Annotated in this window: 24 protein-coding genes; 18 read left to right on the forward strand and 6 right to left on the reverse strand. The window is 44.9% G+C overall.

The window, feature by feature from the left end:
* Nucleotides 1-34: 34 nt before the first annotated feature.
* Together H5336_RS09960 and H5336_RS09965 are read left to right on the forward strand one after the other, a co-directional pair.
* Entirely contained in the window at nt 35-2,905 is a 2,871-nt protein-coding gene (locus tag H5336_RS09960) for a glycosyl hydrolase 115 family protein (protein ID WP_185233759.1), read from the forward strand.
* 470 nt (nt 2,906-3,375) lie between these two features.
* Nucleotides 3,376-4,047 carry a hypothetical protein gene (locus tag H5336_RS09965; protein ID WP_185233761.1) on the forward strand — a complete coding sequence of 224 codons (672 nt, stop codon included), beginning with the start codon at nt 3,376-3,378 and terminating at the stop codon, nt 4,045-4,047.
* Between the two features lie 347 nt (nt 4,048-4,394).
* Here H5336_RS09965 and H5336_RS09970 read toward each other — a convergent pair whose 3' ends face one another.
* Nucleotides 4,395-4,610 carry a hypothetical protein gene (locus tag H5336_RS09970; protein ID WP_185233763.1) on the reverse strand — a complete coding sequence of 72 codons (216 nt, stop codon included), beginning with the start codon at nt 4,608-4,610 and terminating at the stop codon, nt 4,395-4,397.
* Nucleotides 4,611-4,868: 258 nt separating this feature from the next.
* Nucleotides 4,869-5,984, reverse strand: coding sequence for a HupE/UreJ family protein (locus tag H5336_RS09975; protein WP_185233765.1), 1,116 nt, complete (start codon nt 5,982-5,984; stop codon nt 4,869-4,871).
* A gap of 245 nt (nt 5,985-6,229) precedes the next feature.
* Here H5336_RS09975 and manD point away from each other — a divergent pair, with 245 nt between their 5' ends.
* The 7 genes from manD (at nt 6,230) to H5336_RS10010 (ending at nt 14,069) form a co-directional block, all read left to right on the forward strand.
* Nucleotides 6,230-7,438, forward strand: a complete 1,209-nt coding sequence (manD, locus tag H5336_RS09980; protein ID WP_185233768.1) for a D-mannonate dehydratase ManD — start codon at nt 6,230-6,232, stop codon at nt 7,436-7,438.
* A gap of 772 nt (nt 7,439-8,210) precedes the next feature.
* Nucleotides 8,211-8,765, forward strand: coding sequence for a hypothetical protein (locus tag H5336_RS09985; RefSeq protein WP_185233770.1), 555 nt, complete (start codon nt 8,211-8,213; stop codon nt 8,763-8,765).
* A 132-nt stretch (nt 8,766-8,897) separates the two neighbouring features.
* The gene (locus H5336_RS09990) at nt 8,898-9,902 is read left to right on the forward strand and encodes a hypothetical protein (protein ID WP_221628027.1); all 1,005 of its coding nucleotides are present in this window, start codon (nt 8,898-8,900) and stop codon (nt 9,900-9,902) included.
* Between the two features lie 673 nt (nt 9,903-10,575).
* Nucleotides 10,576-11,067, forward strand: a complete 492-nt coding sequence (locus H5336_RS09995) for a hypothetical protein (protein ID WP_185233774.1) — start codon at nt 10,576-10,578, stop codon at nt 11,065-11,067.
* A gap of 132 nt (nt 11,068-11,199) precedes the next feature.
* Nucleotides 11,200-11,883 carry a hypothetical protein gene (locus tag H5336_RS10000; protein ID WP_185233776.1) on the forward strand — a complete coding sequence of 228 codons (684 nt, stop codon included), beginning with the start codon at nt 11,200-11,202 and terminating at the stop codon, nt 11,881-11,883.
* 162 nt (nt 11,884-12,045) lie between these two features.
* Complete coding sequence (locus H5336_RS10005; protein WP_185233778.1) at nt 12,046-13,407, forward strand: CBASS cGAMP synthase; 1,362 nt, start codon at nt 12,046-12,048, stop codon at nt 13,405-13,407.
* Between the two features lie 2 nt (nt 13,408-13,409).
* Nucleotides 13,410-14,069 carry a Cap15 family cyclic dinucleotide receptor domain-containing protein gene (locus H5336_RS10010; protein ID WP_185233780.1) on the forward strand — a complete coding sequence of 220 codons (660 nt, stop codon included), beginning with the start codon at nt 13,410-13,412 and terminating at the stop codon, nt 14,067-14,069.
* A 352-nt stretch (nt 14,070-14,421) separates the two neighbouring features.
* On the opposite strand, the gene H5336_RS10015 is transcribed toward H5336_RS10010, so the two are convergent.
* Nucleotides 14,422-15,399 (reverse strand): hypothetical protein, encoded by a 978-nt coding sequence (locus H5336_RS10015; protein WP_185233782.1) that lies wholly within the window; start codon nt 15,397-15,399, stop codon nt 14,422-14,424.
* A 118-nt stretch (nt 15,400-15,517) separates the two neighbouring features.
* On the opposite strand from H5336_RS10015, the gene H5336_RS10020 reads away from it, so the two are divergent.
* From H5336_RS10020 to H5336_RS10040, 5 genes are all read left to right on the forward strand, one after another.
* Nucleotides 15,518-15,889, forward strand: coding sequence for a hypothetical protein (locus tag H5336_RS10020; RefSeq protein WP_185233784.1), 372 nt, complete (start codon nt 15,518-15,520; stop codon nt 15,887-15,889).
* Between the two features lie 91 nt (nt 15,890-15,980).
* Nucleotides 15,981-16,223 carry a hypothetical protein gene (locus H5336_RS10025; protein ID WP_185233786.1) on the forward strand — a complete coding sequence of 81 codons (243 nt, stop codon included), beginning with the start codon at nt 15,981-15,983 and terminating at the stop codon, nt 16,221-16,223.
* Between the two features lie 337 nt (nt 16,224-16,560).
* Nucleotides 16,561-16,851: a metallophosphoesterase family protein gene (locus tag H5336_RS10030; protein ID WP_185233788.1), complete on the forward strand. Its 291-nt coding sequence runs from the start codon at nt 16,561-16,563 to the stop codon at nt 16,849-16,851.
* A gap of 107 nt (nt 16,852-16,958) precedes the next feature.
* Entirely contained in the window at nt 16,959-17,504 is a 546-nt protein-coding gene (locus H5336_RS10035) for a hypothetical protein (RefSeq protein ID WP_185233790.1), read from the forward strand.
* Nucleotides 17,505-18,609: 1,105 nt separating this feature from the next.
* On the forward strand, nt 18,610-18,825 hold the full coding sequence (locus H5336_RS10040) for a TIGR02450 family Trp-rich protein (RefSeq protein WP_185233792.1): 216 nt from the start codon (nt 18,610-18,612) through the stop codon (nt 18,823-18,825).
* Between the two features lie 227 nt (nt 18,826-19,052).
* Here the strand turns inward: H5336_RS10040 and H5336_RS23405 are convergent, their stop codons facing one another.
* Nucleotides 19,053-19,175: a hypothetical protein gene (locus H5336_RS23405; RefSeq protein ID WP_281385501.1), complete on the reverse strand. Its 123-nt coding sequence runs from the start codon at nt 19,173-19,175 to the stop codon at nt 19,053-19,055.
* A gap of 751 nt (nt 19,176-19,926) precedes the next feature.
* Between H5336_RS23405 and H5336_RS10045 the strand changes: the two genes are divergently transcribed.
* Both H5336_RS10045 and H5336_RS10050 read left to right on the forward strand, forming a co-directional pair.
* Complete coding sequence (locus H5336_RS10045) at nt 19,927-20,880, forward strand: hypothetical protein (RefSeq protein WP_185233794.1); 954 nt, start codon at nt 19,927-19,929, stop codon at nt 20,878-20,880.
* Nucleotides 20,877-21,251: a hypothetical protein gene (locus H5336_RS10050; RefSeq protein WP_185233796.1), complete on the forward strand. Its 375-nt coding sequence runs from the start codon at nt 20,877-20,879 to the stop codon at nt 21,249-21,251. Before H5336_RS10045 ends, H5336_RS10050 begins: the two co-directional genes overlap by 4 nt.
* Nucleotides 21,252-21,707: 456 nt before the next feature.
* Here H5336_RS10050 and H5336_RS10055 read toward each other — a convergent pair whose 3' ends face one another.
* Entirely contained in the window at nt 21,708-22,388 is a 681-nt protein-coding gene (locus H5336_RS10055) for a DUF2202 domain-containing protein (RefSeq protein WP_185233798.1), read from the reverse strand.
* A gap of 629 nt (nt 22,389-23,017) precedes the next feature.
* Complete coding sequence (locus tag H5336_RS10060; RefSeq protein ID WP_185233801.1) at nt 23,018-23,266, reverse strand: DUF6316 family protein; 249 nt, start codon at nt 23,264-23,266, stop codon at nt 23,018-23,020.
* Nucleotides 23,267-23,921: 655 nt separating this feature from the next.
* On the opposite strand from H5336_RS10060, the gene H5336_RS10065 reads away from it, so the two are divergent.
* Together H5336_RS10065 and H5336_RS10070 are read left to right on the forward strand one after the other, a co-directional pair.
* A complete protein-coding gene (locus H5336_RS10065; RefSeq protein ID WP_185233803.1) occupies nt 23,922-25,148 on the forward strand; it encodes an Nramp family divalent metal transporter in 1,227 nt (408 codons plus the stop codon).
* A 59-nt stretch (nt 25,149-25,207) separates the two neighbouring features.
* Nucleotides 25,208-25,720: a hypothetical protein gene (locus H5336_RS10070; RefSeq protein ID WP_185233805.1), complete on the forward strand. Its 513-nt coding sequence runs from the start codon at nt 25,208-25,210 to the stop codon at nt 25,718-25,720.
* Nucleotides 25,721-25,786: the final 66 nt, after the last annotated feature.

The raw sequence follows: 25,786 nt of genomic DNA on the forward strand, positions 1-25,786 counted from the left end.
ATTTATAAGCGCGATAAGCTCAAGGATCCCTTTCATGTTTAGGTTCAGTAAACAATCGCTATTGGCCGTGCTGCTTAGCCTTGCACCTATTACGGCACTAGCAGCACTGGGCGAGCAAAGCTATGTCAGTCATTTGCCCAGCCGAGGCGCTCTTACTCTGGTCGGAAAAACAACGGTCGCCCCCCTTTACGTAGACCCTACCGACCACAAGGGTGTAATTCGGGCACTAGGGGACTTACAGCAGGATATCGCGCGGGTAACCGGTAAAACACCGACGGTCATTCACCAACGACAAGCGCTAGGTAGCCACAGCGTTATTGTCGGCACCATCGGTAAAAGTAACCTTATCGACACACTGATACGCACAGGGAAATTAAAACCCAGCGCCATAACAGGCCAATGGGACGCCTACCACCTGCAAGTGGTGAATAAACCCCTGCCAGGGGTGGAACGCGCACTGGTTATTGCTGGCGCGAATAAGCGTGGCACCCTCTACGGCATTTATGATGTCTCTGAGCAAATCGGCGTTTCTCCTTGGTACTACTGGGCCGATGTTCCTGTACAGAAAAAAAGTAACATTTATATTCGTAAAAATACTCTAGTGCAGGACGCACCCAAAGTGAAATACCGGGGTATTTTTCTAAACGATGAGGCCCCGGCACTTAGTAACTGGGTTAAGCAAAATCACGGCGATTATAATCACGCATTCTATGAAAAAGTGTTTGAGCTACTGCTGCGTTTAAAGGCCAACTACCTGTGGCCCGCCATGTGGAACAGCGCCTTTGCCGACGACGACCCTCTTAACATGATACTCGCCGATGAATACGGCATTGTTATGGGCACCTCGCACCACGAACCTATGATGCGCGCCGATAAAGAATGGGATCGCCACGGTAAGGGCCCCTGGGAATATTCCAGTAACCCCAAAGAACTTTACGACTTTTGGCAAGCGGGTGCCAAACGCAATAAACCCTATGAAAGCCTATACACCATGGGTATGCGCGGCCAACAAGACGAGCCCATGAGCGAAGGCGAAAATATTGAATTACTGGAAACCATCGTCAAAGACCAGCGCAGCATTCTCAGCGATGTTTTCTCCGACCGCGAACTAACCGAAGTGCCGCAACTGTGGTGTTTATATAAAGAGGTGCAAGCCTACTATGAAAAAGGTATGCGTGTACCAGACGATATAACCCTGCTGTGGAGCGATGACAACTGGGGCAATATTCGCCGCCTACCCACAACAGAAGAGCGCAATCGTGTTGGCGGCGCCGGTGTTTACTATCACTTCGACTATGTCGGCGGGCCGCGCTCTTACCGCTGGCTGAATACCGTACCCATCGCCAAAGTGTGGGAGCAAATGAATCTCGCCTATCACACCAAGGCTGACACTATTTGGATAGTCAACGTGGGCGACCTTAAGCCCATGGAATACCCCATTGAGTTTTTTCTGCGCATGGCCTGGAACCCAGAGAACTGGCCACACACACGGCTGCAGGAGTTTGGCCAGTTGTGGGCCACACGTGAATTTGGTGAACAATATGCCGAGGAAATTGAATCATTGATTACCGGTTATACCCGGCACAATGGCAGGCGCAAACCCGAACTAATGGCACCAGACACCTACAGCCTACTCAATTACAACGAAGCCGAGCGCATTAGCAACGAACTAAACGATTTAGTCAGGCGCGCAGAAACGCTTTATAACACTATCCCAACGAATAAAAAGAACGCTTTTTTTCAGTTGGTTTTATACCCCGTTAAAGCCAGCGCCACGGTCACCCAACTTAATATTGCCGTTGGTAAAAACCGCCTCTATGCGCAACAGGGTAGGGCGGAGGCCAACCATTGGGCCAAAGAAACGCAAAGATTATTTAAACTAGATGCCGCATTAGAAGCCCAATACCACGCGCTGAATAACGGCAAGTGGAATCATTTTATGAGCCAGCCGCGTATTGGTTACACTAACTGGAACAACCCCGCCGGCAACCAAATGCCCTCAATCCATCAATACACCCCCGGTAATTACGGCGATATGGCGGTCGCTGTAGAAGGTTATAGTCACGTATGGCCAGATGCCGGCGGCCACACCCTCCGCTTCGATCAAAACGGTCGTAACCAGCAGGGGTTTGAATTGTTTAATCGCGGTACACAACCGGTCAATTTTAAAATTTTGGAAAAACCCGCCTGGTTAAAATTATCACTCGAGCAGGGCGAAATTGCTTCCGTGCAAAAAATTGAGGCTGCTGTTGATTGGCAACAATTATCGGAAGGTACTAGCCTCGGTGAAATTGTAATTAAAGGAAATAGCTGGGCAAAAGCCTCTATTCACATAAGTGCGTTTAAACCCAATGAAAAACGGCGAAGAAAAGCACGGGGGTTTTTAGATGCCGATGGTTACATTGCTATTGAAGCCGCCAACGCTAGCCGTGGCAAATCGGCCTTGGGCATTAGCTGGTCCGAAATACCCCAGCACGGACGCACGCAGAGCGCCATCACACCCTTACCGTTTAACCATAAAAGCTTTACTGATCTCAGCAAGGCGCCCTACGTCGAGTACGACCTCACGTTTTTCCATACCGGCGAGTTCGACATTCACATACACGCAGCACCAAGCTTGCCCTTCCTCCCCAACCGAGGCCTGCGCTATGCAATTGCCTTGAGTGGTGAAGAACCGCAAATTGTCGATTTAACCCAGGGCTTTTCCGGTACCGACGAAGCATGGGAAGAAACGGTAAAAAGCGGTGTACGCATAGGTACATCTGTGCACAAAGTCGTAAAAGCTGGGCGAAACACATTACGCATTTATGCGCTAGATTCCGGTGTAGCAATACAAAAAATACTGGTGAATACCGGTGGCCTAAAGCCTAGTTATTTGGGGCCGGAACAGAGTATACGCAACTAACCAGAAGCAGCTAACCACAAGCCACTAACCGTGTATAGCCAGGCGTTCAGCAGGTGGCTTCAGGTATTCATCGCCACGGTTGCGTATACACTCGTTAACTTGCCCTCAGGGTAGCACCGCGTTTGTTAGCGGGTAACGGCCCGCAATGCGAGCGTTGATAACCCCCACGAAGCGAACACTGTCCGTGCGAAACAGTTAACACACGCGTAAATTAGTGGCTTTAGGTGTCAGTACGGCCTACTCAAACAGGTCGCTATGGGGTTAAATTCCCTAATTTTCACGGGCTAGAACGCATACTCTGGTTTAGAATGACACTGTAAGCCTAACGGCAGGTAGAGCGCCGTCCGTCACGGCAACTGAACGTCTACTATTACTCGACAATAAACCGGTAGGGTCTGGAAGTAAAAGGTACCGCCTAAGCGCAATCTTTACCTCTGCCATCGCAGACAAACACTATTCAGGATACGCCGATGAAAAAACTCCTCTCCCTCGCGTTTTTAGCCGCCCTCTTGCCTACTTTAGCTTTTGCCGCAAACACCAGCGAAGGCGACTCTAAAAATACCTTTGAATTTATAAAGTCGAAGAATTTTTCCAAAGTATTAGTCGATACAAAAATCGATTTCAGTCAATACGAAAGCATTATGTACTACCCTGTAAACTCAGAAGAGCTCAGCATTTCAAAACAAGTAAGTTTACGCCTACAAAAAAATTGGCAAAATTTTCATACCGAAGAGTGGCAGGAAATTGCGCCCATTACCGATGCGGTAACCGAAACCGTTTTCTCAAAAAATAAAGTACTGAAATGGGCACCATCACCCAAAGGGCCTACCCTAGCTTTTCAGGTAAAGCTATACGAACTATACCCGAGTGCCTACCTAGATAATGGCCTGGATACCGCAGGCGTTGAATTTCTATGGAATTTCGCCGCCGTGTCCTATCGCATTGTGGTAATGGACACCAAAACTAAAGCCATGGTCGCGATGTTTGAAGATTCACTTCAGGTTAAGCCCGTTACCAAGGCACGCAACAACCGCGCATCACATAAAAACGCCTGGAAAGTATCGTATCAGGAGCTGCTTAAGGATTTCGAAAAAGATCTTGAGCGTATATTAAAAGGGAAAATGAAATTGGCGAAAAAATAGTAGCCTCATAACCCTAAGGAGAAACCAACATACCGCGCTATGCCTGAGCTTGGCGAAGCATAGCGTTTTTTTACCTAAAAATTCTCGTATTTCAATAATTACCCTCTTCTTCAGCAAGCCATTATTGGTGGCTGAATTTTCGTTTTCCCTCTTTTCACTGCCCCCCCCTCTAGAACCACTAACCGGCAACTGCCTGCGCTAGATCATCGTTATAATTCCATTAGAATGGTAGCGTTCCGCTGTTTACCTTTACCCGTATTCGTTTCCACCAATAACGCCAACAAAGGGCAAGTAAAGGCATGAAAAAACGAATTGCACTTACCCTGTTAATCACCACTATATGGCCATTACCCGTGTGTTAACCCCACAAAGCGTGAAAGAATTAGTTGAAACTCTTCCTCGCCAATATCGATGAGTTCCAGCACACGCCCATAGAGCATAAGGGTTGGCACATTACGCCCGCCCATTTCTTCCTGCGTTTTTTTCAAACAGTAAAGAATGGCCCGCTCTTTTCTATTTAAGCCGTCGCGCACATCGGCAATAGTATCTATACCCTTCAACATTTTGCTGCATTGCCTCACTATTTTTTACGCACAGATTGAATAAAAACCCCTCTGCATAAATTAATACCCAAAATACCTCATGCTACTTACCTCTAGCGCAAGCATACGAAATAATATTGGCCCCGCTCGAAACACACTCTTTGCACCAAGGGTGTAAACCACCACAAACACTAGCCTACAGGCGTCGCACACAGGTTTAAGTACAAGCCGACTAAACGTATTTCGCACACTCATACGCGAACGCGGCATACTATACATTTACAAACTAAAACCACGCACGACCAACCAAAAAACGCCCATAGCGGACACAAAAACAGACGCCGTCGGCAGGCCATAGGTTTCAAAAACCTTTAATTTTCTTGATTGCCACAACAGCGGCAGGCAAAGAGCAACAATAGCAATTTGCCCCGCTTCCACGCCCAAGTTAAAAGCAAATAATGGAATAACGATAGGTGCCCCGTCACTGCCTAAGCCAATATCGCGCAACACACTGGCGAAACCAAAACCGTGTATTAGCCCGAAGCTACTGGTGAGCACCCACCTAAATTTCGGTTTGTGGCGGGTTACCAGGTTTTCCACACCCACATACACAATAGTCAGTGCAATAACGATTTCGACCACGCGAGCAGGCAGGCTAATAATATCTAAGCTGGCGAGCGAAAGCGTAACCGAGTGTGCCAGTGTAAAGCAGGTAACAATCGTAATCGTTGAACGCCAATCGCGGCATACAATTAAGAGCGCGAAGAGAAATAGCAGGTGGTCGAAACCTGTGACGATATGCACCAACCCCTGAACCAAAAAGCTAGTGAACACACCCTCAGAGTTAGCCACTTTTGCCGCTGTACTGGCCACCTGTACCTCGTCGAAAAGGTGGCTCTGCGATTGAATAAATAGGCCCAGCTGTACGCCGTTGGTATCCAGAATCGTTAAGGTTGCGGTAAATTCCGGGTTAGTACGCGTAATAAATTCACTCAGTATGGCCAGAGTGCCCACCTCTACACCGGTGTAATGCAGGGAAAAAACAACCGCATCGTCGTTATCCTTAATCACCACCGCAATGTCGGTTGGCTCCAACTTGCGGTTGTTGCTGGTCACAACAAAAAACGATTTCGCCTGATGTATAAGGTGCGCTTCAATATTGAAAAGGTTAGCTTCACTCACTTGATTGTCGCGGTCGGAAATGCCCTGGGTAAAGCCTTCCACCGTAACCGATGCAAATTTTAACTCCACTTCCAGTTGCCCGCCTTGCTGTAATTGTGCGCGAACATCACTGGCAAAAGCGTCGTGGGCCTGCGCAAAGGCGCTAAATAGCCCTACAAACGCCGGAAGAAGGAGCAACATCACGTGGTAGCGATAATAGGCAATAGTAGGCATAGGGTGATTTCGAGTTATTTTTATACGTGAATGACAAACAACAATGCTGTGTCGCAATATTCAGCTTTTGGCGCTAGGATTCAAGCCTAAACATCGCCAAAATGGACGCCTAGTGCAAGGAAATGCTGATAAAACCCAACCACGACTAAAATCAAAAGTAAAATCAAAGACATCCACCCCGCCATCTAATACACTTGTATACATGTTTAAGTGGTCACCCGCCCAGGAACGGAGCATTAAAGTTTGTGAAAATTAAAGAAGCCAAGGTTATTGTCTGCAGCCCCGGCCGCAATTTTGTCACCCTTAAAATCGTCACCAATGAAGGGGTTTACGGGGTGGGTGATGCCACCCTAAACGGCCGAGAGAAAGCCGTTGTTTCTTACCTCGAAGATTACCTTTGCCCCGCCTTGATAGGCCGCGACCCGCAACGTATAGAAGATATTTGGCAATTTTTCTACCGTGGCGCCTACTGGCGACGTGGCCCAGTGGGCATGACCGCCATTGCCGCCATCGACACCGCCCTGTGGGACATAAAAGCCAAACTGGCCAACATGCCCCTGTACCAATTACTGGGTGGCCGCAGCCGCGACCGCATAATGGTGTACAGCCATGCCAATGGGGCCACCCTAGAAGATACGCTGGAAGAGGTAGCCCGGCATGTAGAAATGGGCTACAAGGCCGTGCGTGTGCAATGTGGTATTCCCGGCATTGGCAGCACCTACGGTGTCGCTAAAGGCGGTAAAACCTACGAACCCGCCGATGCCGACCTGCCCACAGAGGCCTGTTGGTCTACCGAAAAATACCTGAATTATGTGCCGCAATTATTCGAAGAAATGCGCAAACAGTTTGGCGACGACCTGCACATTCTGCACGATGTTCACCATCGGTTAACGCCCATAGAAGCCGCTCGCCTCGGTAAAGCGGTAGAGCCCTACCACCTGTTTTGGCTCGAAGACTGCGTACCCGCCGAAAACCAAGAAGCCTGGAAACTCATTCGCCAGCACACCACCACGCCACTGGCGGTGGGTGAAGTGTTTAACAGCATTCACGATTGCCGCGAGCTTATTCAGCATCAATTAATCGACTACATTCGCTCTACCATCGTGCATGCCGGCGGCATAACACAGTTACGCCGTATAGCCGACTTGGCCGCGCTCTACCATGTGCGCACCGGCTTTCACGGAGCCACAGACCTCTCCCCCATCTGCATGGGTGCAGCCCTACACTTTGACTTTTGGGTGCCCAACTTTGGCATTCAGGAACATATGGCTCACAGTGAGCAAATGCTGGAGGTTTTTCCCCATGCATTTGAATTTGAAAAGGGCTACTTCACACCGGGTGAAACACCGGGGCATGGCGTAGATATCGATGAAAAACTCGCCGCAAAGTACCCCTACAAACGCGCATGCTTACCCGTAAATCGACTGGAAGACGGCACCCTTTGGAATTGGTAACGCTGGGCGTGTAGTGAGCTGTTCACATGGATCACCCTAGCCCAATAACCGCTGAAAAATAGCGCATTAGCAGCCTGCTACTTAAGCAGGCTTTTTTGTGTTTGTAACTTAAGCTGGAATTATTTTTAAATCCCGCTGCGTGAACTGCTGGGCTGCACGGGTTAGCGAGGGAAGGTGTCGCGCCAATAGAGGTTGGCTGGTGCCAAGGCTGTGTTTGAGCGCTGACAATACCGTAGGGACTAAACAATAATTGAGCTGGCGCAATTATTTACTTTATCTAGCCTCTAAGCTGAATAGGGTGAAGGCGGCTATTTGTGGAGGCCTAATTGCCACGTAATTATATTGTGGCAATACAGTACCGACTGTTTGATTCAGAGTTGAGCGCCATCGGTGTATAGGGTTATGAGGGGCTGATAGTGGATGAACGCATTCCAGAATTTCAGCGATTGCGCATTGCCGCTATACGGGGATAATGCGAGTGTTCGGCGACAATTGGGGTACAAGCAACAACGGTGGTAGATACAAGCAACAACGGTGGTAATTACCTTTTTCGGATGGAAAACGGATGCTCCAAGAAGAACGCATTGTCTCGGTTAATGATTGTTATTCGGAGAGGGTTGGCTGAAGAGGTTGGTTTGATTGGGTTAAGGTGTCTAGATGTAGCCATCTAGTGTCTATATCTGTACTTTTATGCCTATATATGGACATTATGTCTAGATATAGGAAGTGTTATATACAAATGTTAGGAGTCCATGTTCACGCGAGAAAAATCATGAAAGAAATTCAAGAAAGGTTAAAAACATTAATTCAGTCAGCGATCATTGAGATTATCGAAAATAATTCCGAAAAAATTGTTTCGTATAAGAAAAAATCACCTACCGAAGTATTTATAAGCGTCTCCGGGCTGGCGGTAGATGTTTTCCCTGGCCAGCATGGCGGTATTAGTATTTCACTTATCCCAGCAGGTGTAAGCGAAACTGAAGTAGCTGAATGCGCTGATTTAGATTTATATTTTGATGGTAGTAAAAGTCTACCGGCATGTAAATCGCTCTCAACCTACGTAAGTAGCCTAGTTGAAGGTGATTTGTCTTGTGATGAGGAGTCATGGTATAAAGAAATATCTAATATTATCTTTATAGCAACGGCGATGGCTGCCATGTCTAGCAAGGTTGTTGAATCACTTTGTAGTGTAAATATTCAAGCATATACGCCATCTGGTTCAGAATATACAAGGTTTTTTAAGTTCTATGTATTTGACAGAGAATCGAATTCCAAATTAAGAAATTATTGCGAAGCTGTTTTACTTAATAGATATGTACTCTCCTAACAAAGCTATCAAATTGACGGCTTTTCCGTCGCTTGTTTTGTGGCTTAACGCTACGCTACCACAAAACAATCAACTCCAAAGCCGCAATTTATAGCGGCGTTAAGAGGCAAGAAGGTGTACCAGCCAAATATCATGGAAGATAGAATCGTTTCAGCAGTCAAAGAATTTGCTAGGTCGATCAAACCAGGAAGCAAAGTCTTGGCTGATATGTCGTCGCTGGTTGACGCTACGTCTCAAATTCCCCTTTCAAATTTCGACTATTGGGAGCGTTTGATCCGATCTGAGTTTTCTCTTGCTATGAGAGAAAGCGCCCCTTCTAAATGGAAGCCATGGTTAAAGCCCATCGAGATTTTAACTTGGCTAGATCTTACCAGTTGGGATGGTTATAGACGTGAAAAAACTTTACGTACCCTTTCCGGAGCAGCGCCAAACACTTTCTTTTTTTCATTAGCAGTTAGGAGGCTAAATGATTGGGTTCCAGAGGTTCGTGCTGCGGCGCGAGATACACTTTTAAAATTAGCCAAGGCATCCGACCCCGAATACGTAGTTGAGGCGTTGTGTATTGCTCTTTCAAACTGGGGCTCGTGGGGTAGAATCGAGGATGCAGATAAAACCGTTCTTCTAAAAATTATAAGTGATGTAAGTATTGCGCAATCACTTATCCAAAAAATAATGTTTTCAGCTTCTGGGCCAATGACCTCTCTATTTTCTCAACTAGGCCGCACCCCTATATTGGACGGGCGTGTGGATGAAATCGCATCACTCGCCGTACAACCATCATTACGTGCGAAAGCTTATCGAAGCCTATTTGAAAAAAGAGTAACTTGGTTAGAAGGACGCAAATGGGTATGGACAGATATTCGATATTGTGAAAAAAAGCTAATCCCTATTGTATCCGAGCGGAAATTGAGCGTTGAAACACCTATACTCGATCTACTGCATGAATCTGCAAATGATAGGTCATCAATTGTACGCCGAGTTTCCGCAGAGATATTAATTCGCGAGCTAGATACTCTAGGTAGCACAGGTAAAGAATTAGCGGAAAAATTTGCATCAGATAATTCCGATGCTGTCTCTGAAAGAGGGAAATTCGCATTAAAAAAACTTGTGGAATCAGATCGTGCAAATGCCTCTTAACAAACAGCTCAAACCGACCTCCACTACGTTGCTCGTTTTGTGCTTTTCCGCTACGCTCGCACAAAACAATCAACTCCGCTCCGGCGGCTTAGCTGGGCGTTATGGGTAAGCCTATGATCAGAGTAATCATTATTTTAGTTTCATTTATACTTGTCTCGTGCGCTCATCCTGTATTGGTGAGGGAAAAAGATAAAGTAATTACTAATCAAATGCTTGGCAGCTGGTTTTATTCTATTAGTTCCGATGTATGCCCTGAGTCGGGATGGATCTCGTTCAAACGATCGGGAAAATATTCACGTAGTTCGGAAAATTGTCAGATTGCTGATGATAGTTTTGGTAACCACTACTATGGCTGGTACGTTGCAAACGAACATATTTGTTTCGTTGATACAAAGGATCACCTTATTCATGCGAAAGTTTTTGGGTTCACAACGGATCATTGTAAGTGGAAAATAGTTGAGTACTCAGAAAAGGAGGTGGTTGTGCACAAGTATTGGTATTTAGATGAGGGCGAGAGTCCGCGGGTAATATCTTTTAAGCGAGACGAAAACCCATAACAAGTTTAGCCAGCGGACCTGCAAAGCTACGTTTGTTTTATTGTTCGTTACGCTCCCGCTCCACTACACAAAAAACAACTCGCTTCGCAGGCCGCTGCTAAAGGCGTTAAGTGCCTATGAAGATTTTCGCCAAATTCACATTATGCGCTCTACTCTTTAGTGGAGCTGCAATTGCAGACGAGAAAATGATGAGTGACCAAGACGCACAGAAAACCTGGGACGAATATCATGAACGTATAAAGAGTCGTCGCCTTGCTGAGGCTAAAGTTATTAATCTTGAGCTAGTGAAGAATGATATAACTAGCGAAACAGATTTAGTTCTAGACTTTAGTTTTTTTACTCAGGACGAAGCTGGTGCAAATGGTATTAAAAAACAGCTCAGTGAAAACTACGAAATGATCATCAGTAAAAAAGATGAGTATTGGCACATCAATGGCACTTCGCGGCCATACGCTGTAAATCTTAATGCGGAACAACATTTGGGCTGGGTAGAGTTCATGCATGACGTCGCACTATCGTATGGCTGTATTTTTAGCACATGGTCAATTACTGAGCCAAAAGGGAAGCTGGTTTGGTCTAATGAAAGTATTGAAACTGAATTCAATTAGAGCAGCACTTAACAAACAGCTCAATCCGACCTCCACTGCGTTGCTCGTTTTGTGCTTTTCCGCTACGCTCGCACAAAACAATCAACTCCGTTCCGGCGGCTTAGCTGGGCGTTAGCTTAAGATGGAGAAATAATGCCACTTTCCGCAAGTGATCTTGTAAATTTAGATATTGAAACGCTTTACGATACGCATGTGTCATGGATAGATCACCGATCCGAAGAGGAAGAGGTGATTGAAGGCGTATCCAGTCGGATTTCTGTCGCTTTAAGCTCTTTCTGGGAGGATGATGAGCTTTGGTTAAATATCGATTCTCAAAAAATTAAGCTACCGCTTAGTTTTACAAAGCACGATCGCTTTATAACGATAAATTCATTGGCTGAGCTTTTAAATGGAAAATATACATTCTGGCTTGTGAAAGACCACGTTGGCGATGACACAATTGGATTGTTGGTTCTAGATAATGAGATTTCTAAAACGCTTAAATCTGAGTTTGTGGAGTGGGCTGAGGAGAATATAATTGAACTTGATCTGGGTTACGATTATTTCAATGGGATAGAGGTTCCTTATATAGGTAATCTCGAAAACAACCCAAATTTTGAAGAAGTAGATGGTGCTGAAGAATGCCATGTTGGCATAACAGCGGGTTTAATTGGATATATACATAGTAAGTATCATTTGTTTTGCTATTGGAAATCTATGGCAAAGCTAAGAGTTATGTCTGGGGCAGCGAGTTTAGGGGAACGTGTTCTGCTTAACCTGGTTACGTATTGGTGGTTATTCTTAGGTTTGGGTCTCATATTCAAGTTCAGGCCATAAGCTAACAAGGTTAGCCAGCATCGCCCGCAAACGGGCTGGACCTCCGTTCCGGTATTTTTTTGCGTTGGCCGCTCACGCTAACACAAAAAAATGCCTCCACTACGGCCGCTGCTAACGGCGTTAACTGCCGCTGCGAGTCAGCACTATTAAATAGAGGGAATTATGGGTTTAAGTGCAAAATTATTTTTTGATGTTACTGATACTGAAACCTTATGTAGGAGAATTTCTCTAACGCCAGAGCAAATCGAGGATGCAAGGGATAAAAAGGATAAGCTTCTAGAATTAATTAAGCCCGAGCTATCCTCTTCACTAGAGACTTCTGTAAAACACTGGCTACAGGGTTCATATAAGAATCACACGCTTATTAGACCAATTCAGAAAGGTAATGAATTTGATATAGATGTAGGTATCTATATCTTGTGCAATGCAGAGGAAGAAGGTTTTTCTGCACTTGAGGTGAAAAATTTAAATAGGCAAGTCCTTGAGTGGTTCGTATCAAATAGACCCGAGGCAAAGCTTGAGAATAGTAAGACGAGCTGCGAAAGACTAAGTTACCCATCATCTTTTCATATAGATATCCCAATTTACTATTTCGATAGTGACTCGAATATCTGTAAGCTTGCTACGCAAGATGACGAATGGATTAATAGCGACCCAAAAGCGCTACAGGACTGGTTCAATAGTAAAACGTCTGGCCTATCTTCGAAATCATTATCCCAGCTTAGAAGAGTAATTAAGTACCTTAAAACATGGAGTGCCATTAAGGGAAAAGATGATGGTATTACCATCCCTTCGATAGCTATTACAGTTTTAGTAGTTTTAAACTACATAGAGGCGGAAGACGATGATGATTCATTTGTAGAAACTACCATAAAAATTATGGATTATGTTTCTGAAAATACGACGCTTGACAATCCTGTTCAGAGCGGGGAACTATTTGGATTTAAAGATAATGACCACATAAATATAAGGCAGAAGGCACTGGCGCTTAAAAATTCATGTGAGTTTATCAGTCAGTCAACGGATAGTTTCCAGCAGTACGTATTATGGAGCGCTACATTTGAACACATGTTCCCGCCATTTATTGAGAGGGCAGATGAAGTATCTAAAAATACCAACCTTCCAGCTATCACAACCCCTCCTAAAATTAGAGTCCGCCATAACGACAAAAGAAAAAATTCACTATCAAATAATATCACGAGTGAAATAAGAGTATTTAGAGATGAAGAGCTCTATTTCTCTATTGATAATAAAGGGGATTACAGTCAAACAGCTGAAGTACATTGGATCGTAAGAAATCAAGACGCCGAGGCTATGAGGGTAAATGACCTTGGGCATACAACTGTGTTGAGCGTTGAGGATGAACGTTATGAAGGGTGTAGCTATAGCGGTACGCATTACATGGAATGCTTAATACTAGATCAGAATAATATTAAAGGTATCGGTGCAGTTAAGGTTCGAATAACTGGATTTTCTCGCCCATTGAGAAACCCACCAAGAAAAAAACACTATAAAGGTCGATAGGTATGTGGAAGGTATTTCCTAAGGTTGGGCTTCTTAAAGTGCTGTTTTCAATTTTCTCTGCACTGTTTTTGACGGTGCTTATAATAGTTGTAGGTGGCGACCAAGGCGCCGGACTAACCTGGGGTGATTTTGGCGCAGCCTTTAGGCTAGCGACACCTATAACACTAATTTTTATTGGTTTCATATATGTAGTTGGAAAATGGGGATGGCTGTTTCTCTGGAAGGCGCCAATCCTCGGTCGGGTCATGCATGCCTCTGTATGCCCCAACTTAAATGGGAAGTGGTTAGGTAAAATCCAATCCAGCTATAGAGATGCTGATGGTAACAACGCTGCTAAGGATGTCGAACTCACTATTAAAGCCGACATATTTGGGTTTGATATCAGTTTGCGTTCGTCTGACGGATACCAAGATAGCAAAGTAATTCAGAGTGAACTATACAAAGACCCTAGAACAAATACTTTCTATTTGTCCTATATTTTCGAGGCATCTGTGCCTATTCCAGATGAATCGGACGACCGAGCTTTTGAAGGCGCTGCAAAACTTGAGATTATCGTAAGTGCTGAGGATACTGTTTTGAAAGGAACATACTGGACTAATAGGGCGTGGCAGCGCGGGAAAAATACAGCTGGTGTTTTAACTATAACGAGAGAAAACAGTTAACAAACGGCTCCACGCAGACGCCCAAACCTACGCTATTTTTGTGGGTTTCGCTGCGCTACACGCTACCACAAAAACCTCTCCGGCTTGGGCGCTGGTGAGCCGGGCGTTATACCTAAGGTTGTGAGATGAGTATTTTTAAAATCGATATTACAAAAGAACAGACAAATAAGACAGCCATATTAAAAAAAGTACAGTCGAATAGTTAGTGGGTTTATAGGCTAGGTTGTTAATATTTTTCCTCGTTACCTGTGTGCCAAAAATAGGCGCCAAATGGCTAAAGTAGCCAATTTTCGAACGAGCTTAATCCTCTCTTCGGGAGAAAGTGGGGCGGGCTTAATATCGGTTGGGAGTGTTAGTGGAGTATCGCTTCACAATTGGCGTACGCCGGCCTTCTTTGCAGCCCTAATGCCTTTGCTGCAAGCATTAGCTTTTCCTTACAGCCAACCAAACTTTTGAATTTAGACTCAAACTGGGTGGTCAGTACAAGCCATTCGCGGCTGGAGATATTGAGTCGCTCAAGAATGGGGGGTAAGTTGTTGTCGATAAAGCCACGTTTGTCTTCACGAATAGCCCTTCCGGTAATATCCACAAGCTGCACGTAATCTTGTAAATGAAAGGGTAGGCCCTGGGGCATGGGTTCTCTTGGGTTACCCACAAATTCGGCGAGCTTTAACGGTTGTGGGTTATTAGTCTCTTGGTTTTCAATACGGCGTTTTATTGAGGTGTGGTCAGAGCTTTCTGGTGTCTTGGCCATTCTGGCTCGAATGGGGTTCAAATCCACATAGGCCATACAGGCGGCTAAGGCTTTTTCATCGAGCAACGCTTGTGATTTAAACCGACTTTCCCAAAAGCGTCCTGTACATTGGTCTTCGGCGTTGGCCATACGGGCAATGGGTTCGTTTAAGGCCCACATCAAGCGGCTGATATTGGCTAGTTCAAGCCGCCATTGATCCAGCTTTTCTTTAACGGCAAGCCATTGGGCCTCGTCGAGCGGTTCACTTTTTGCAAACTTCTGAGTTAAGAGGGTGCCCTTGTAAAGCTTGTGCCAGCGTTCACATACTTCTAGGTCCGTTAGGCTTTGGGCTTCAGCCATATTGATGTGTAGCACCACATGGTGGTGGTTACTCATAACGGCATAGGCGCATACGTCAATACAGAATACCTCACCGAGGAATAGAATACGGTCTTCAACCCATTGACGGCGGTACTCGTAATCTTTGCCTGTTAGAGAATCAAGCCCACAGAGGAATGCACGGCGTACGCAGCGGGAGGTGCAGTGGTAGTAAGGTGTGGCTTCTAGGGAGATTTGTTGCTTCCTTGGGCGGGGCATTGCTCATTCCATGAGTTTTTTTTGCTGTTGTAATGTACAGTGGTTAATCCCTGGGTTCAAGTGTTAATGTGGGAGTGCAAAAGTGTTTTAGTATTGTCATGAACGAATAGAGATTCGTATGTGGTACAAACGATTCGGTTTCAAATACCCTGACTCCAGTTATGCTGGCGGCATGGGGTGTTTTAGTATGATTTTCGTGTATGTTGCATCACTATCTATGGCCTTTTTTATTGCAGTATTTCTGCAAAATGGTTGGCTGTTCTTTACAGTAATTCCAATATCGTTTTCTGGTTTTTATCTTGCGAAGAAATACTTGAGCAACGAAGGGGATAGATTGCGGAGAAAACGGCTCAAGCATCATCTGGATCTAGCTCAAGCTCATATATCGTCAGGCTCTACTCCTAAAGCGCTAGAGTCCCTTCGTAAAGCAAAAATTTACGGCGAGCTACCAACAGAATTACAAGAATTTAAACATAGAAACAATGAATAGTGAATCGCCATACAAGTTTATCAACAGAACATTTTGGCCGTTGCTTTGTTTTTTGTAAATATTTATACCTAAAAATCATTAGGGAATCGGTATGATGACTACGAAAAAATTTCTCTCTGCTTTAGCATTGATTTGCTGTGTCACTAGCTGTGTTGCTACTACTTCCGATCATATTGAGAAAGCGAAGGGTTATCACGAAAGAGCTGCAGAGCATCAGTCTATCGGCGAATCTGAGGTGGCGGAAGAAGAGAGACGTAAGGGTGATGAGGCGTATAAGGAGGCAATTAGCCCACCCTCGTTATTATCTGAGATATTTAACCGAATATTTCGGTAGTATTTTCAATGGTGGAGTCGCATAAACAAATGTTATGAGCGCGGCGGTTCGAAAATAAATGAAACGAGTCAAGTGTTTGATTTACGGCACGTTGTAGAGAGTCTCGCGGCGTTAAAGTAAGTCGGGTCTTTGTATCTCACCTGCTCTGTTCCTGGTGCCAAATAGCGCCTTGTGGACGAACTTTGAATTGTACGGGGACCCTAGACTAGCAGGTGCTCGCTGCCAAGATGTAATGACTGACTATAAGAAAATCAAAATACTGCCACGGTACAGTAAAATCCGTTCGCTTGACGTCTCGATAATACATCGTAAATCACTTCGGTGGCTGGAAGAGAGATTGCGAGAGTTACGCGGGCTTAAAAGTGTAGTTGTTACACATCACGGTCCAAGTGAAAAATCAGTTCCTGAAGAGTATATTGGTGATGTTGTCACTTCATCTTATGTGTCTAATTATGTGTCTAATTTGGAAAGTACTATATTGGAATATGAACCAGATCTCTGGCTTCATGGGCATCTACATAATTCATCATCATATAAGCTTGGCGATTGCCAAATAGCATGGAATCCAAAGGGTTATTCCGATGAATTAAATCCAGATTTTGACAGTAGATTGGTAGTAAATGTATGACAAAAGTATCTTGAGCGACCTTTTTTGCGTTGCCTGAAAAGGCTAAGCAACACAAAAAAGGTGCAAAATTCTGGCGTTATGTTTGAGTTGAACCAAGAGTAAAATTCATGAAAAAGTATTCAGTTTTATTTTTCTGCACCATTTTTATGGGTTGTGTAAATGTCCCAGATTATGTACCTAAGGTTGATTCTAAAGTCGCATCTATAGCGATTACTTCAGCTAATGATTCTACAAAAACGACTGTGCGGACATTGGCTGGATTTGTCTTTGAAGGGAAGTGTCAACAATTCGAAGAAGGCACCAGACTTGGCAATACCCTAAAAAATGAGGGTTTCCAGGAGCTGCACTCTGCAAAAATACCCGCGGAGAAAGAAATTACTTTAAGTGTAATTTATGGAGACGCTCGATTTAATGAAAACAGGGCGTGCAATTCTACCGTTAAGTTTTCTCCGGTTGAAAATCATCAATATGCAGCGTTCCTTGAGGTCTCGGATGAGGGGATGAAATGTTCGCTTTCAATACAAGATGAAACGTTAAAAGAGGTGGTCTCACTTTCTATTCCAGAGTATGCGTGTGAGGTTCAGGGAGTTGCACCTTACAAAAATATGCAGCCAGCAGTTACTGAGTATGATTTTAAAGTTCAGTATAGGTAGCAACATAACCAGTAGCTGCACGCGGACCCATTTTGCTATCGGGTCAGAAGAGCCGAAGCCCCGTATGCCCACCGAACCGTGCGTACGGGTCACGTACGCTGCTCCTCACATTAAACGTGACCAACGACGAAGACTAAACCGGTGTTTCTTCATTTCGGTCTAGCGGATAAACTGCTTCAGCTCACCAATAAAATACGCATTGGGATAAGCTCTTTCTACCGCATTGCTGCGCGAAAGTGCCAAGCGCTTATTGTTGGACAAGCTAAATAAGACAGCCATATTAAGAAAAAGTAGTTAGCGCATCACTCGTTTGTATAGTTGCTGCGCCCCATAATATACAAGCTTCATGCAATCTGCCGCTGCTGAAAACGTTATATTTGCAGGAGTGTTTTAGGTGAATATGGGGTTAGTTTTCGCAGCCTTCACCATACGTATATTTTGAAGGTTGCCAAACTATTGTTTGTGAAGGGAAGGTTGATTGCATATGCGTTACAGGCGATATTTTGCTTGGCTATCAAGAAATGGATAGTGTTTTTATAAGCAAAGTAGAATATTAATTAAAAGATAAAGGTGGTTTCCCAATTCAAGAAATTGATTTCGCGATTTTAAACAGCGAAGTTACTATCGGCAAAAATTTACGAGCTTCTACGAAGTGGAGGATATAAGCAGTATTGCCGTGAAACTTAGTTCACATAACGATATTGCGAAAAAAAAGGAAAACAGATCGCAAGGGTGAAGTTTTTTAATTCCTCTTGCCAATGACGAAAAGCGATGATTTTAGACTACCATCACTACTCGTACAAAGGTATTGAAAGTAAGATGTTTGCTATAATTTTTATGTGGGGTGGGGCGGGCCGAATGGTATAGATAGCCACACTTGATAAATATGGCGGAGAGCGTTTTTGTGTATGTTGCGTAGCCCCATTTTACACAAAAACGCTGGGGCATGGCGAATGAAGGTATGGTGGCAGTTGAGAGATGTTTTGCGCTGCGAGAGCGAGTTCAGTCGAGGGGCTGGATGCGGGAAAACCGCACGTGCGGATCTGTGTGGGGGGCTTTGTGTGAATGACGCTCCTACCATGACTATTTTAATGGGTTCCGATTAATGAATAAAATACATTCAAAAAAATTACTTGGCAGTAAGTGGACGGCCACGATACCTAGCAATAAGGAAAAGCATTTCATAGTGTCTGAAGTTGAATTTGATGATGAAGGCTTGGTTGTTTCATGCAGTATAGAAGCGGTGATGTCGAAACAATCAATGCTGATAAATTGGCATGAGCTAAAAAATGATGGCAACTGGATTCATGGCTGGAAATAATCATGTTGATTTGGCGAATACGCCTAACGAGGGCTAACCATCAAAGCTTGACATGTGGGCGTGCATTAAGTACTGCCCATAGAATACGGGCAGTACGATAAAGTTGGTATCAGTTTTATCGTGGGAGGATCACAAAGGCCTGTTAACCATTCCTTGTTCAAGCGGATAACCAAAATTATCACGCTTTTACTGTTATTAAGCAGGCCTTAGTTTCCCGATGCTTTATATCAAATCGTATCAATGCTGTTTAGGTAGTTCTCCAGCATGGTATAGCCCACTGAGTCTTTGTTATTTCGATCACTGGCATTATTTGGGTTCAGGCCGTTTGCACATTCCCAGTTATCTGGCATGCCGTCGCTATCAGCGGAGGCTGGTGCGCTTTTCAGTTGCGGTAAGTTTGTTTCCGCCGGGCAGCTAATATAACTAGCTAAATAAGACAGCCATATTAAGAAAAAGTACAGTCGAATAGTTAGTGGAATGTCGCTTCACAATTGGCGTATGCGGGTCTTCTTTGCAAACCTAAAGCTTTTGCAGCAAGCATAAGCTTCTCCTTACAGCCAACTAAACTTTTGAGTTTGGATTCAAACGGGGTGGTGAGAATAAGCCATTCACGGCTGGAGATATTGAGGCGCTCAAGAATGGGAGGCAAGTCCAGAACCTCCCTGTGCATTTGTCTTTGGCGTTTGCCATACCGGCAGGCCTACATCAGCGTGCCCTCTGGGTAAAACGGTTGATATTGGCTAGCTCAAGCCGCTATTGACCTAGCTTTTTCTTAACGGCTAGCCATTGGGCCTCATCGAGCAAATGTTAGTGTGGGTGTCCGCAAGTGTGGATTCAAGTGTTAAGGTCGGTGTCCGAAACTGTTGGTGCTACGGCTACTACCGGTACTAGTCCTACGCGGCTGTTTTAAATACATGCACGAAAAATCAGGGGTTGGGCAACAGAATAAACCGGCAAATGATAAAGACTATGAATATGTCATTTCCCCAACGCTAGCAGGCCATAAAGATCAAACACATTAACAACCATTTTAATTAGAATAACCACCATGAGACAGAGAACAATTAGAGCTGCGGCTAACCTGTGTGAAGGGCGAACATTTTGGCACTATTAAACCGCGTAATACTGTTGCTACTGTTTATTTCGTTAAATAGCCACTCGCTTGATCGCTTAGAAGACCTGACCGACCTGCAGATACAGGAAGCAGCGTTAGCCTTTGTAAACCTGACTACTTCACCGGGTATTGAAGGGCTAAACCTGTCGTTAGCGCAACCCCAAAGAGAATCGTCTATTGCGCGTTCAAGCCTGGGGTTTTCCGCCGATTTTAGTCTACGGGATTGGCCTGTAGATGGTCATTGGGGCGCAGCGCTAATTCAAGGTCAACTTGACGAAGGGCTTATGTTTATCGGTCGTAATGATGTTCCGGTGTTGCTAGCGGTCGACCGGGATATCATGGGAATACGCGGCAGTTTTGGTGTGGTAATACCTATAACAGAACACTTCAAATTACGCCCCTTTTTTTCAGCCATTTATACGCAAACGGAAACGTTTTCCTACCTCATTGAAGGTCGAGCCAATGTTGATGTGCATTTCCCAACGGACAAGCCCGAGTTCTTAACGCATTTTAGTTCCACTGGCATGACAGGCAGTTTACAAGCTGAATATAAGCACTGGATCAAGCGCCGCTATCGAACCCAATTTTTAGCGCACTACAATCTCAACTACAGTGACACTCATAGTCAGGAATTCGAGCACCTCAATACCTGGGGGTGGAGCCAAACGCTGGTTTTAAAAAGTGAAATAAGCACCAAGCTAAACTGGCTTAGCTTCAATCGCCCTTGGCGAGTGAAGGCTTATTTAAATTACCATGATTTTATCAACCAATCTGAATTGGCTTTGGGGTTTACCCATTATTTTGAACTGGGTGGTGGTATGAGTTGGGAGTGGAATATCAAGCCTTTGGATTGGTTTGGCGTGAACTCTGTGGGACTAAGTGCCGGGCTTATTTTTGGTGACACCCTAGAAGGGTTCAACATAGGGCTTACCGGACAATGAAAAAGCATCGCTTGATTATAATTAGCCTGTGTGGGCTGTGTTTTGGTTGTGTTCACCCTCCCCAGCTGGAAGACGAATATTCTGCTAGCCTAAAGAGCAATTACCCTATTGTTAGTATTGATGGCGAAAACAATAGCGAACACCATAGTGTGCAATTATCGCAGGGCATACACACCGTGGAAGCTCTGTATAAAACGCATCGCTATGTGCTGCGCTGTAAATTCAAGTGGCAGGTAAAGCCGGGCCAACATTACGAAATTGTTTCTCACAATACTGCCGACCCATTAATACTCTACCGTTGGCATCGCCGAAATGCGCTCTGGGCGGAGCGAAAAGAACCGCTAGAGCCGCTGCATTGCACAAGGGAGTAGTACTCTTTCATTATTTCGGTATCGAAATAATAGGGCCAATACAATGAAAATGTTAAAAGCTATTGGTGCTACGGTAAGTATTATTGGTGTGGTAGGGTGTGGTGAATCAAAGACAGCAGATAAAGACGAAAGGGAAGGCGTAATATCAGAGCATTCGCTGAGAGCGTAGGGAGATGGTAAAGCAACTGAAAAATGGTGGAACCACACCGAAGAAAGTGCCATTCGGGCCAGGCCTTACAATTGACATTGTTGAAACTAACTATCGGTGGCGCGAACAAGTGTTAATGTGGGTGTCCGAAAGTGTTCCCCTCTGGGTAAATCGGTTGATATTGGCTAGCTCAAGCCGCTATTGACCTAGCTTTTTCTTAACGGCTAGCCATTGGGCCTCATCGAGCAAATGTTAGTGTGGGTGTCCGCAAGTGTGCTAAGTGTCCACAGGTGTTTAGCGCAAGTGTTCTAATCCGCCCCTGTAGCGGCGTTTATAATTGCTTCGTAGGTTTCCTGATCGAGGTGAACCGGCGTATATTCCACACCCTGCCGTTTAAGCACTTTGACGAAAGCGCGCAGGTGGTTGCGCGAGCCTTTCATCAGATTTTGGTACGCCATAACGATGTCATCGTTGCCTTCTACCTGGTCGATGTAGTGTTGAATATCGATAAGATCGATCTCTTCAATCTCCGCGCCGACTAACAGGGCATCAATCTTACTGGCACTGCCAATGCTGAAGAGTAAGTCGTACAGGTTTTGTAAGGTGGCGTTGGTGAAGACGCCAATGGTTGAGTCCGTAACTGGGTCGTCTATACCGTAACGTTCCAGCAGAACCCTAATCGCTTCGGTGTGGGTAGATTCCGATGCCGCAATATTATTCAATATTGTCATGTTCCATAGGGTGTATAACGCACTATAAACATCGTGCGCCAGTTTTTCTTCTTCGCGCATGTATAAAAGCCCCTCGAGCTCTTGCTCACTGATCTCACCCAGAGGCAGCAGCTCGATCTGAGTGTTGAGGTTGTTGGGCTTGAACGATGTTTGTTCATCGAGATTTGCAGCCAGCACTGCACCCGAACCGGATGAGCCACCACAGGCCACAGTTAGGAATGCCAAAGATGAAACCGTAAGTAGTTTGGGAATTTTCATTTTCTATGACTCCTTAAGAATACACCCCAATAGTAAATTAGTTATTGGTAATGTAAATGAGTCATATTGTCACACCACAATATAGTCGATTATTCCGTGTGAACGATTTTGCTAATTAGGCTCGCGCCCTTACCGGAGAAAAATGAGTCGCCCGCTCAATACATGAAAAACATGGGGTTTGGTCTGAATGGTAGCTACTTAAGCCTAGTATTAGTAATAAAGGGGCTTAGGGGGCCATTATTGAATGGGTGAATTCGTTCTACCTATCCAAATTTTGGGGAAGCCTGCAAAATAAATCGAAACCAATAATTCCAGCTTTGCCTTATTGTATTAAAAGCCCAATGTTTAATGCGCTTGGCGTTTTAAGTAATCGCTATTCGAGTCAGGCCTCACATCTGACACAACCCATCGAAAATTCGTCAATAAATACCTACTGTACAAAACAGTACTGGTAAAGCCCAGGCCCCCGGAAATAGAAATTGCTCGATGACACTCCCAGAATATGCGTAGCCTTAAACGCGCTTTACCCTCGGGTAAACGTTTTTAAGGCTTTTTGTGGTAAATGGGGGTATGGCGTATTGCTAGGGAGCTAAATTGTGCTCCTTAGCAAAAATCACGCACAAGGGCTATTAGCTATAGTCGAGGTCCAGGGTATCCCAGCCTTCTTTTAGTGCAATCTTTCTGGCTACGGTACTCGTCTTTTGTGCCTGAATGGCGTTGGCGTAGCGCAAGGCTGCGCGCTCAGCTTCATCCCGGACTTTGAATGGGCCAATATCCCATTTTTCTCTGGTGGTAAAATACCAGCTTTCACCGCTACGGAAAAAACGGTCTGAGCGATAGCAGCTCTTCTTTTTTGTCTCACCTTTACGTAAATGCATTCTAGCCCTCCCCTAAGTTTTCAAACCTTGTATTAATACTGTACTTTTATAGTACTAAAGTATTGCTCATATCATTAAGGAAGCGTCTGGCCCTCCCTTCCAGGACGCCTTGCGCGACAAGTGCAACAATATGTGATGCGCACCACACTTGTATACATCTAAATGTGATATGAGATGAGTGAGAGGGCTAATAGATGAAATTTACGCCATTTTTGTGCTTTTGATTGGCTAAGCGGGGATGCGGGCGGCTCTTGTTGTGCCAAATTCGCAGGGTTAGCCGAATGCACACAGCTGAATGCCCGTGGGCGGCTGAGCGACAGGTGAGGCGAAAGCCGATAAGTCACTGAGCCCAAGTTGCTTAAATGGGGGGGGGGGTTGGGTATGTTCGCTTCCGCTGCGCCTCGATTGACGCTATTTGGAGTCGCAATAAACCACTAATGAAGTATTAACCGGTTCTTAAAGTGCTGCATGGCGGGGGCCGGTAGCGCTAATGCAATAGTGTCAATAAACGAATACCGGTATCGAGCGTGTATACTTTCCGCTATTCGCCTGTGCCTTTATACACATGAGTAAAATCGTTTACCGGGCTAGAGCCCAGCTGTAAATCGAGCGCTTGCTCCAGAAAAAATAAAACAACAATAATTAAGACGCTGAGATGAAAAGAAATCTATTTACGCTGATATTGCCGGGCCTGCTCGTAGCCGCTACCGGTGTGGGTGCCGGTGATTTGGCCACAGCCAGTTTTACCGGCAGTGAGTTGGGTGTGGCGGTGCTTTGGGCAGTGGTAGTGGGTGGTGTATTTAAGTACGTGTTAACCGAGGGCATTGCGCGCTGGCAACTGGTTAACGGTAATAGCTTACTCGAAGGCCTTGTACAAAAACTGGGGAAGGTTTTTGTGTGGATCTTTCTTGCCTATCTTGTGCTTTGGTCTTTCTTTGTGGGCTCTGCGCTTATGAGCGCCAGTGGCGTTGCTTTGCATGCTTTATTCCCGGTGTTTGAACCTTCTACCGGGAAAATAGTGTTTGGCTTAGCGTCGAGTATGTGCGGGCTAGCATTGGCACGCCTGGGCAAATTTACGTTGTTCGCAAAAACAATGGGTGTATGTGTTGGCTTGATGTTTGCCGTCGTACTGTTTACCGCATATTCTTTATGGCCGGGGCATGCACAGGTGCTATCTGGGCTGTTTGTGCCCAGCATTCCCGATTTTTCAGGTAAAGGCCTTACCTGGACGGTGGCGCTTATTGGCGGCGTGGGCGGTACGCTTACTATATTTTGCTACGGCTATTGGATTCAGGAGCAGAACCGAACATCGGCAAACGATATTTTGCTGTGCAAAATTGACCTCGCGGTTGGCTACGGTATGACAATACTGTTTGGTTTGGCGATGGTCATTATTGGCAGCACTATTGTTGTTGAGGGTAAAGGCGCTGGGTTGCTCATAAAACTGGCCGCCAGTTTGGAAACGGCTATTGGGCCTGTGGGTAAATGGCTATTTTTAGTGGGTGCCTTTTCAGCAATATTCAGTAGTTTACTGGGTGTTTGGCAGGCGGTGCCCTATATGTTCGCTGATATAAGTCGGCACATTATGCAACCAAAATTTAATACCGGTGTTGTGAGGTTAAACCAAACACAAAGTTACAAAATATACCAAATACTGCTGGCTGTTGTGCCTATTCTAGGCTTATTGCTGAGTTTTAAGGAGATACAAAAGTTGTACTCGGTAGTGGGTACGCTGTTCATGCCGTTTCTTGCGGTGGCACTTTTGCACCTTAATAACCAGGGTAAAATGGGTAAACATAAGAATAGCGTGCTCATAAATGGCGTATTATTGGCTACGCTGGTGTTTTTTTCGTATGTTGCATGGCAGAAGTTTGTAGCTTAAGCGGCGGATTAAATCGATATTTTGCAATGCACTCATTATTAAAAGATAGAGTTGGTTATATGAAATTACTCGTACGCGCACTACTGATGATTACCGTTACATTTTCTGTTGTTCCAGCCTATGCAAATGACGAGGCTTATTTTTCTACGTTTATGATGGTTTGTGCCAAGGGTATTCATAACATTAGTTCGGTTAGCGAATTAGCCACACACTTCAAGCTTAAGCCGTTACCAAAGTCCAGTTGGCCAGATTCACCGCATTATAAGGGCTGGTTTTTTGCGGTTGAAAAGCAAAAATATATTTTGTCGGTAGATAAGATAGAGGATCGAAATATTTGTGCTATGGAAGCTGCAGATATAGATGCGGACAAAATACGACTCATTATGGAAGGTTTTTTTAACAATGGTGGTGAAATAGCGCTAGTGAAAAAATTGCCAAACGATGAAACCTACGTATGGCAGGAATACTATACTGGCAAGCTGCCAAGCTTCGGCATCGACAATATTTTTACCATTAAAAAGCGTAAAGAATCGGTGGTACTCGTAGTAAGCACCAGTATAATTCCAAGCTAGCCCGGGAAATACTAGGGTCGTAGCCTCCTAGTGTATAGGAGGCTACAGGTTGGGCTAAAATCAATT

The organism is Teredinibacter franksiae (assembly GCF_014218805.1).
Taxonomy (GTDB): domain Bacteria; phylum Pseudomonadota; class Gammaproteobacteria; order Pseudomonadales; family Cellvibrionaceae; genus Teredinibacter; species Teredinibacter franksiae.

Coding starts and splice junctions, on each gene's coding strand:
- H5336_RS09960 (WP_185233759.1), top strand. CDS start 35: ATGTTTAGGTTCAGTAAACAATCGCTATTGGCCGTGCTGCTTAGCCTT.
- H5336_RS09965 (WP_185233761.1), top strand. CDS start 3,376: ATGAAAAAACTCCTCTCCCTCGCGTTTTTAGCCGCCCTCTTGCCTACT.
- H5336_RS09970 (WP_185233763.1), bottom strand. CDS start 4,610: ATGTTGAAGGGTATAGATACTATTGCCGATGTGCGCGACGGCTTAAAT.
- H5336_RS09975 (WP_185233765.1), bottom strand. CDS start 5,984: ATGCCTACTATTGCCTATTATCGCTACCACGTGATGTTGCTCCTTCTT.
- H5336_RS09985 (WP_185233770.1), top strand. CDS start 8,211: ATGAAAGAAATTCAAGAAAGGTTAAAAACATTAATTCAGTCAGCGATC.
- H5336_RS09990 (WP_221628027.1), top strand. CDS start 8,898: ATGGAAGATAGAATCGTTTCAGCAGTCAAAGAATTTGCTAGGTCGATC.
- H5336_RS09995 (WP_185233774.1), top strand. CDS start 10,576: ATGAAGATTTTCGCCAAATTCACATTATGCGCTCTACTCTTTAGTGGA.
- H5336_RS10000 (WP_185233776.1), top strand. CDS start 11,200: ATGCCACTTTCCGCAAGTGATCTTGTAAATTTAGATATTGAAACGCTT.
- H5336_RS10005 (WP_185233778.1), top strand. CDS start 12,046: ATGGGTTTAAGTGCAAAATTATTTTTTGATGTTACTGATACTGAAACC.
- H5336_RS10010 (WP_185233780.1), top strand. CDS start 13,410: ATGTGGAAGGTATTTCCTAAGGTTGGGCTTCTTAAAGTGCTGTTTTCA.
- H5336_RS10015 (WP_185233782.1), bottom strand. CDS start 15,399: ATGCCCCGCCCAAGGAAGCAACAAATCTCCCTAGAAGCCACACCTTAC.
- H5336_RS10020 (WP_185233784.1), top strand. CDS start 15,518: ATGTGGTACAAACGATTCGGTTTCAAATACCCTGACTCCAGTTATGCT.
- H5336_RS10025 (WP_185233786.1), top strand. CDS start 15,981: ATGATGACTACGAAAAAATTTCTCTCTGCTTTAGCATTGATTTGCTGT.
- H5336_RS10035 (WP_185233790.1), top strand. CDS start 16,959: ATGAAAAAGTATTCAGTTTTATTTTTCTGCACCATTTTTATGGGTTGT.
- H5336_RS10040 (WP_185233792.1), top strand. CDS start 18,610: ATGAATAAAATACATTCAAAAAAATTACTTGGCAGTAAGTGGACGGCC.
- H5336_RS23405 (WP_281385501.1), bottom strand. CDS start 19,175: ATGCCAGATAACTGGGAATGTGCAAACGGCCTGAACCCAAATAATGCC.
- H5336_RS10050 (WP_185233796.1), top strand. CDS start 20,877: ATGAAAAAGCATCGCTTGATTATAATTAGCCTGTGTGGGCTGTGTTTT.
- H5336_RS10055 (WP_185233798.1), bottom strand. CDS start 22,388: ATGAAAATTCCCAAACTACTTACGGTTTCATCTTTGGCATTCCTAACT.
- H5336_RS10060 (WP_185233801.1), bottom strand. CDS start 23,266: ATGCATTTACGTAAAGGTGAGACAAAAAAGAAGAGCTGCTATCGCTCA.
- H5336_RS10065 (WP_185233803.1), top strand. CDS start 23,922: ATGAAAAGAAATCTATTTACGCTGATATTGCCGGGCCTGCTCGTAGCC.
- H5336_RS10070 (WP_185233805.1), top strand. CDS start 25,208: ATGAAATTACTCGTACGCGCACTACTGATGATTACCGTTACATTTTCT.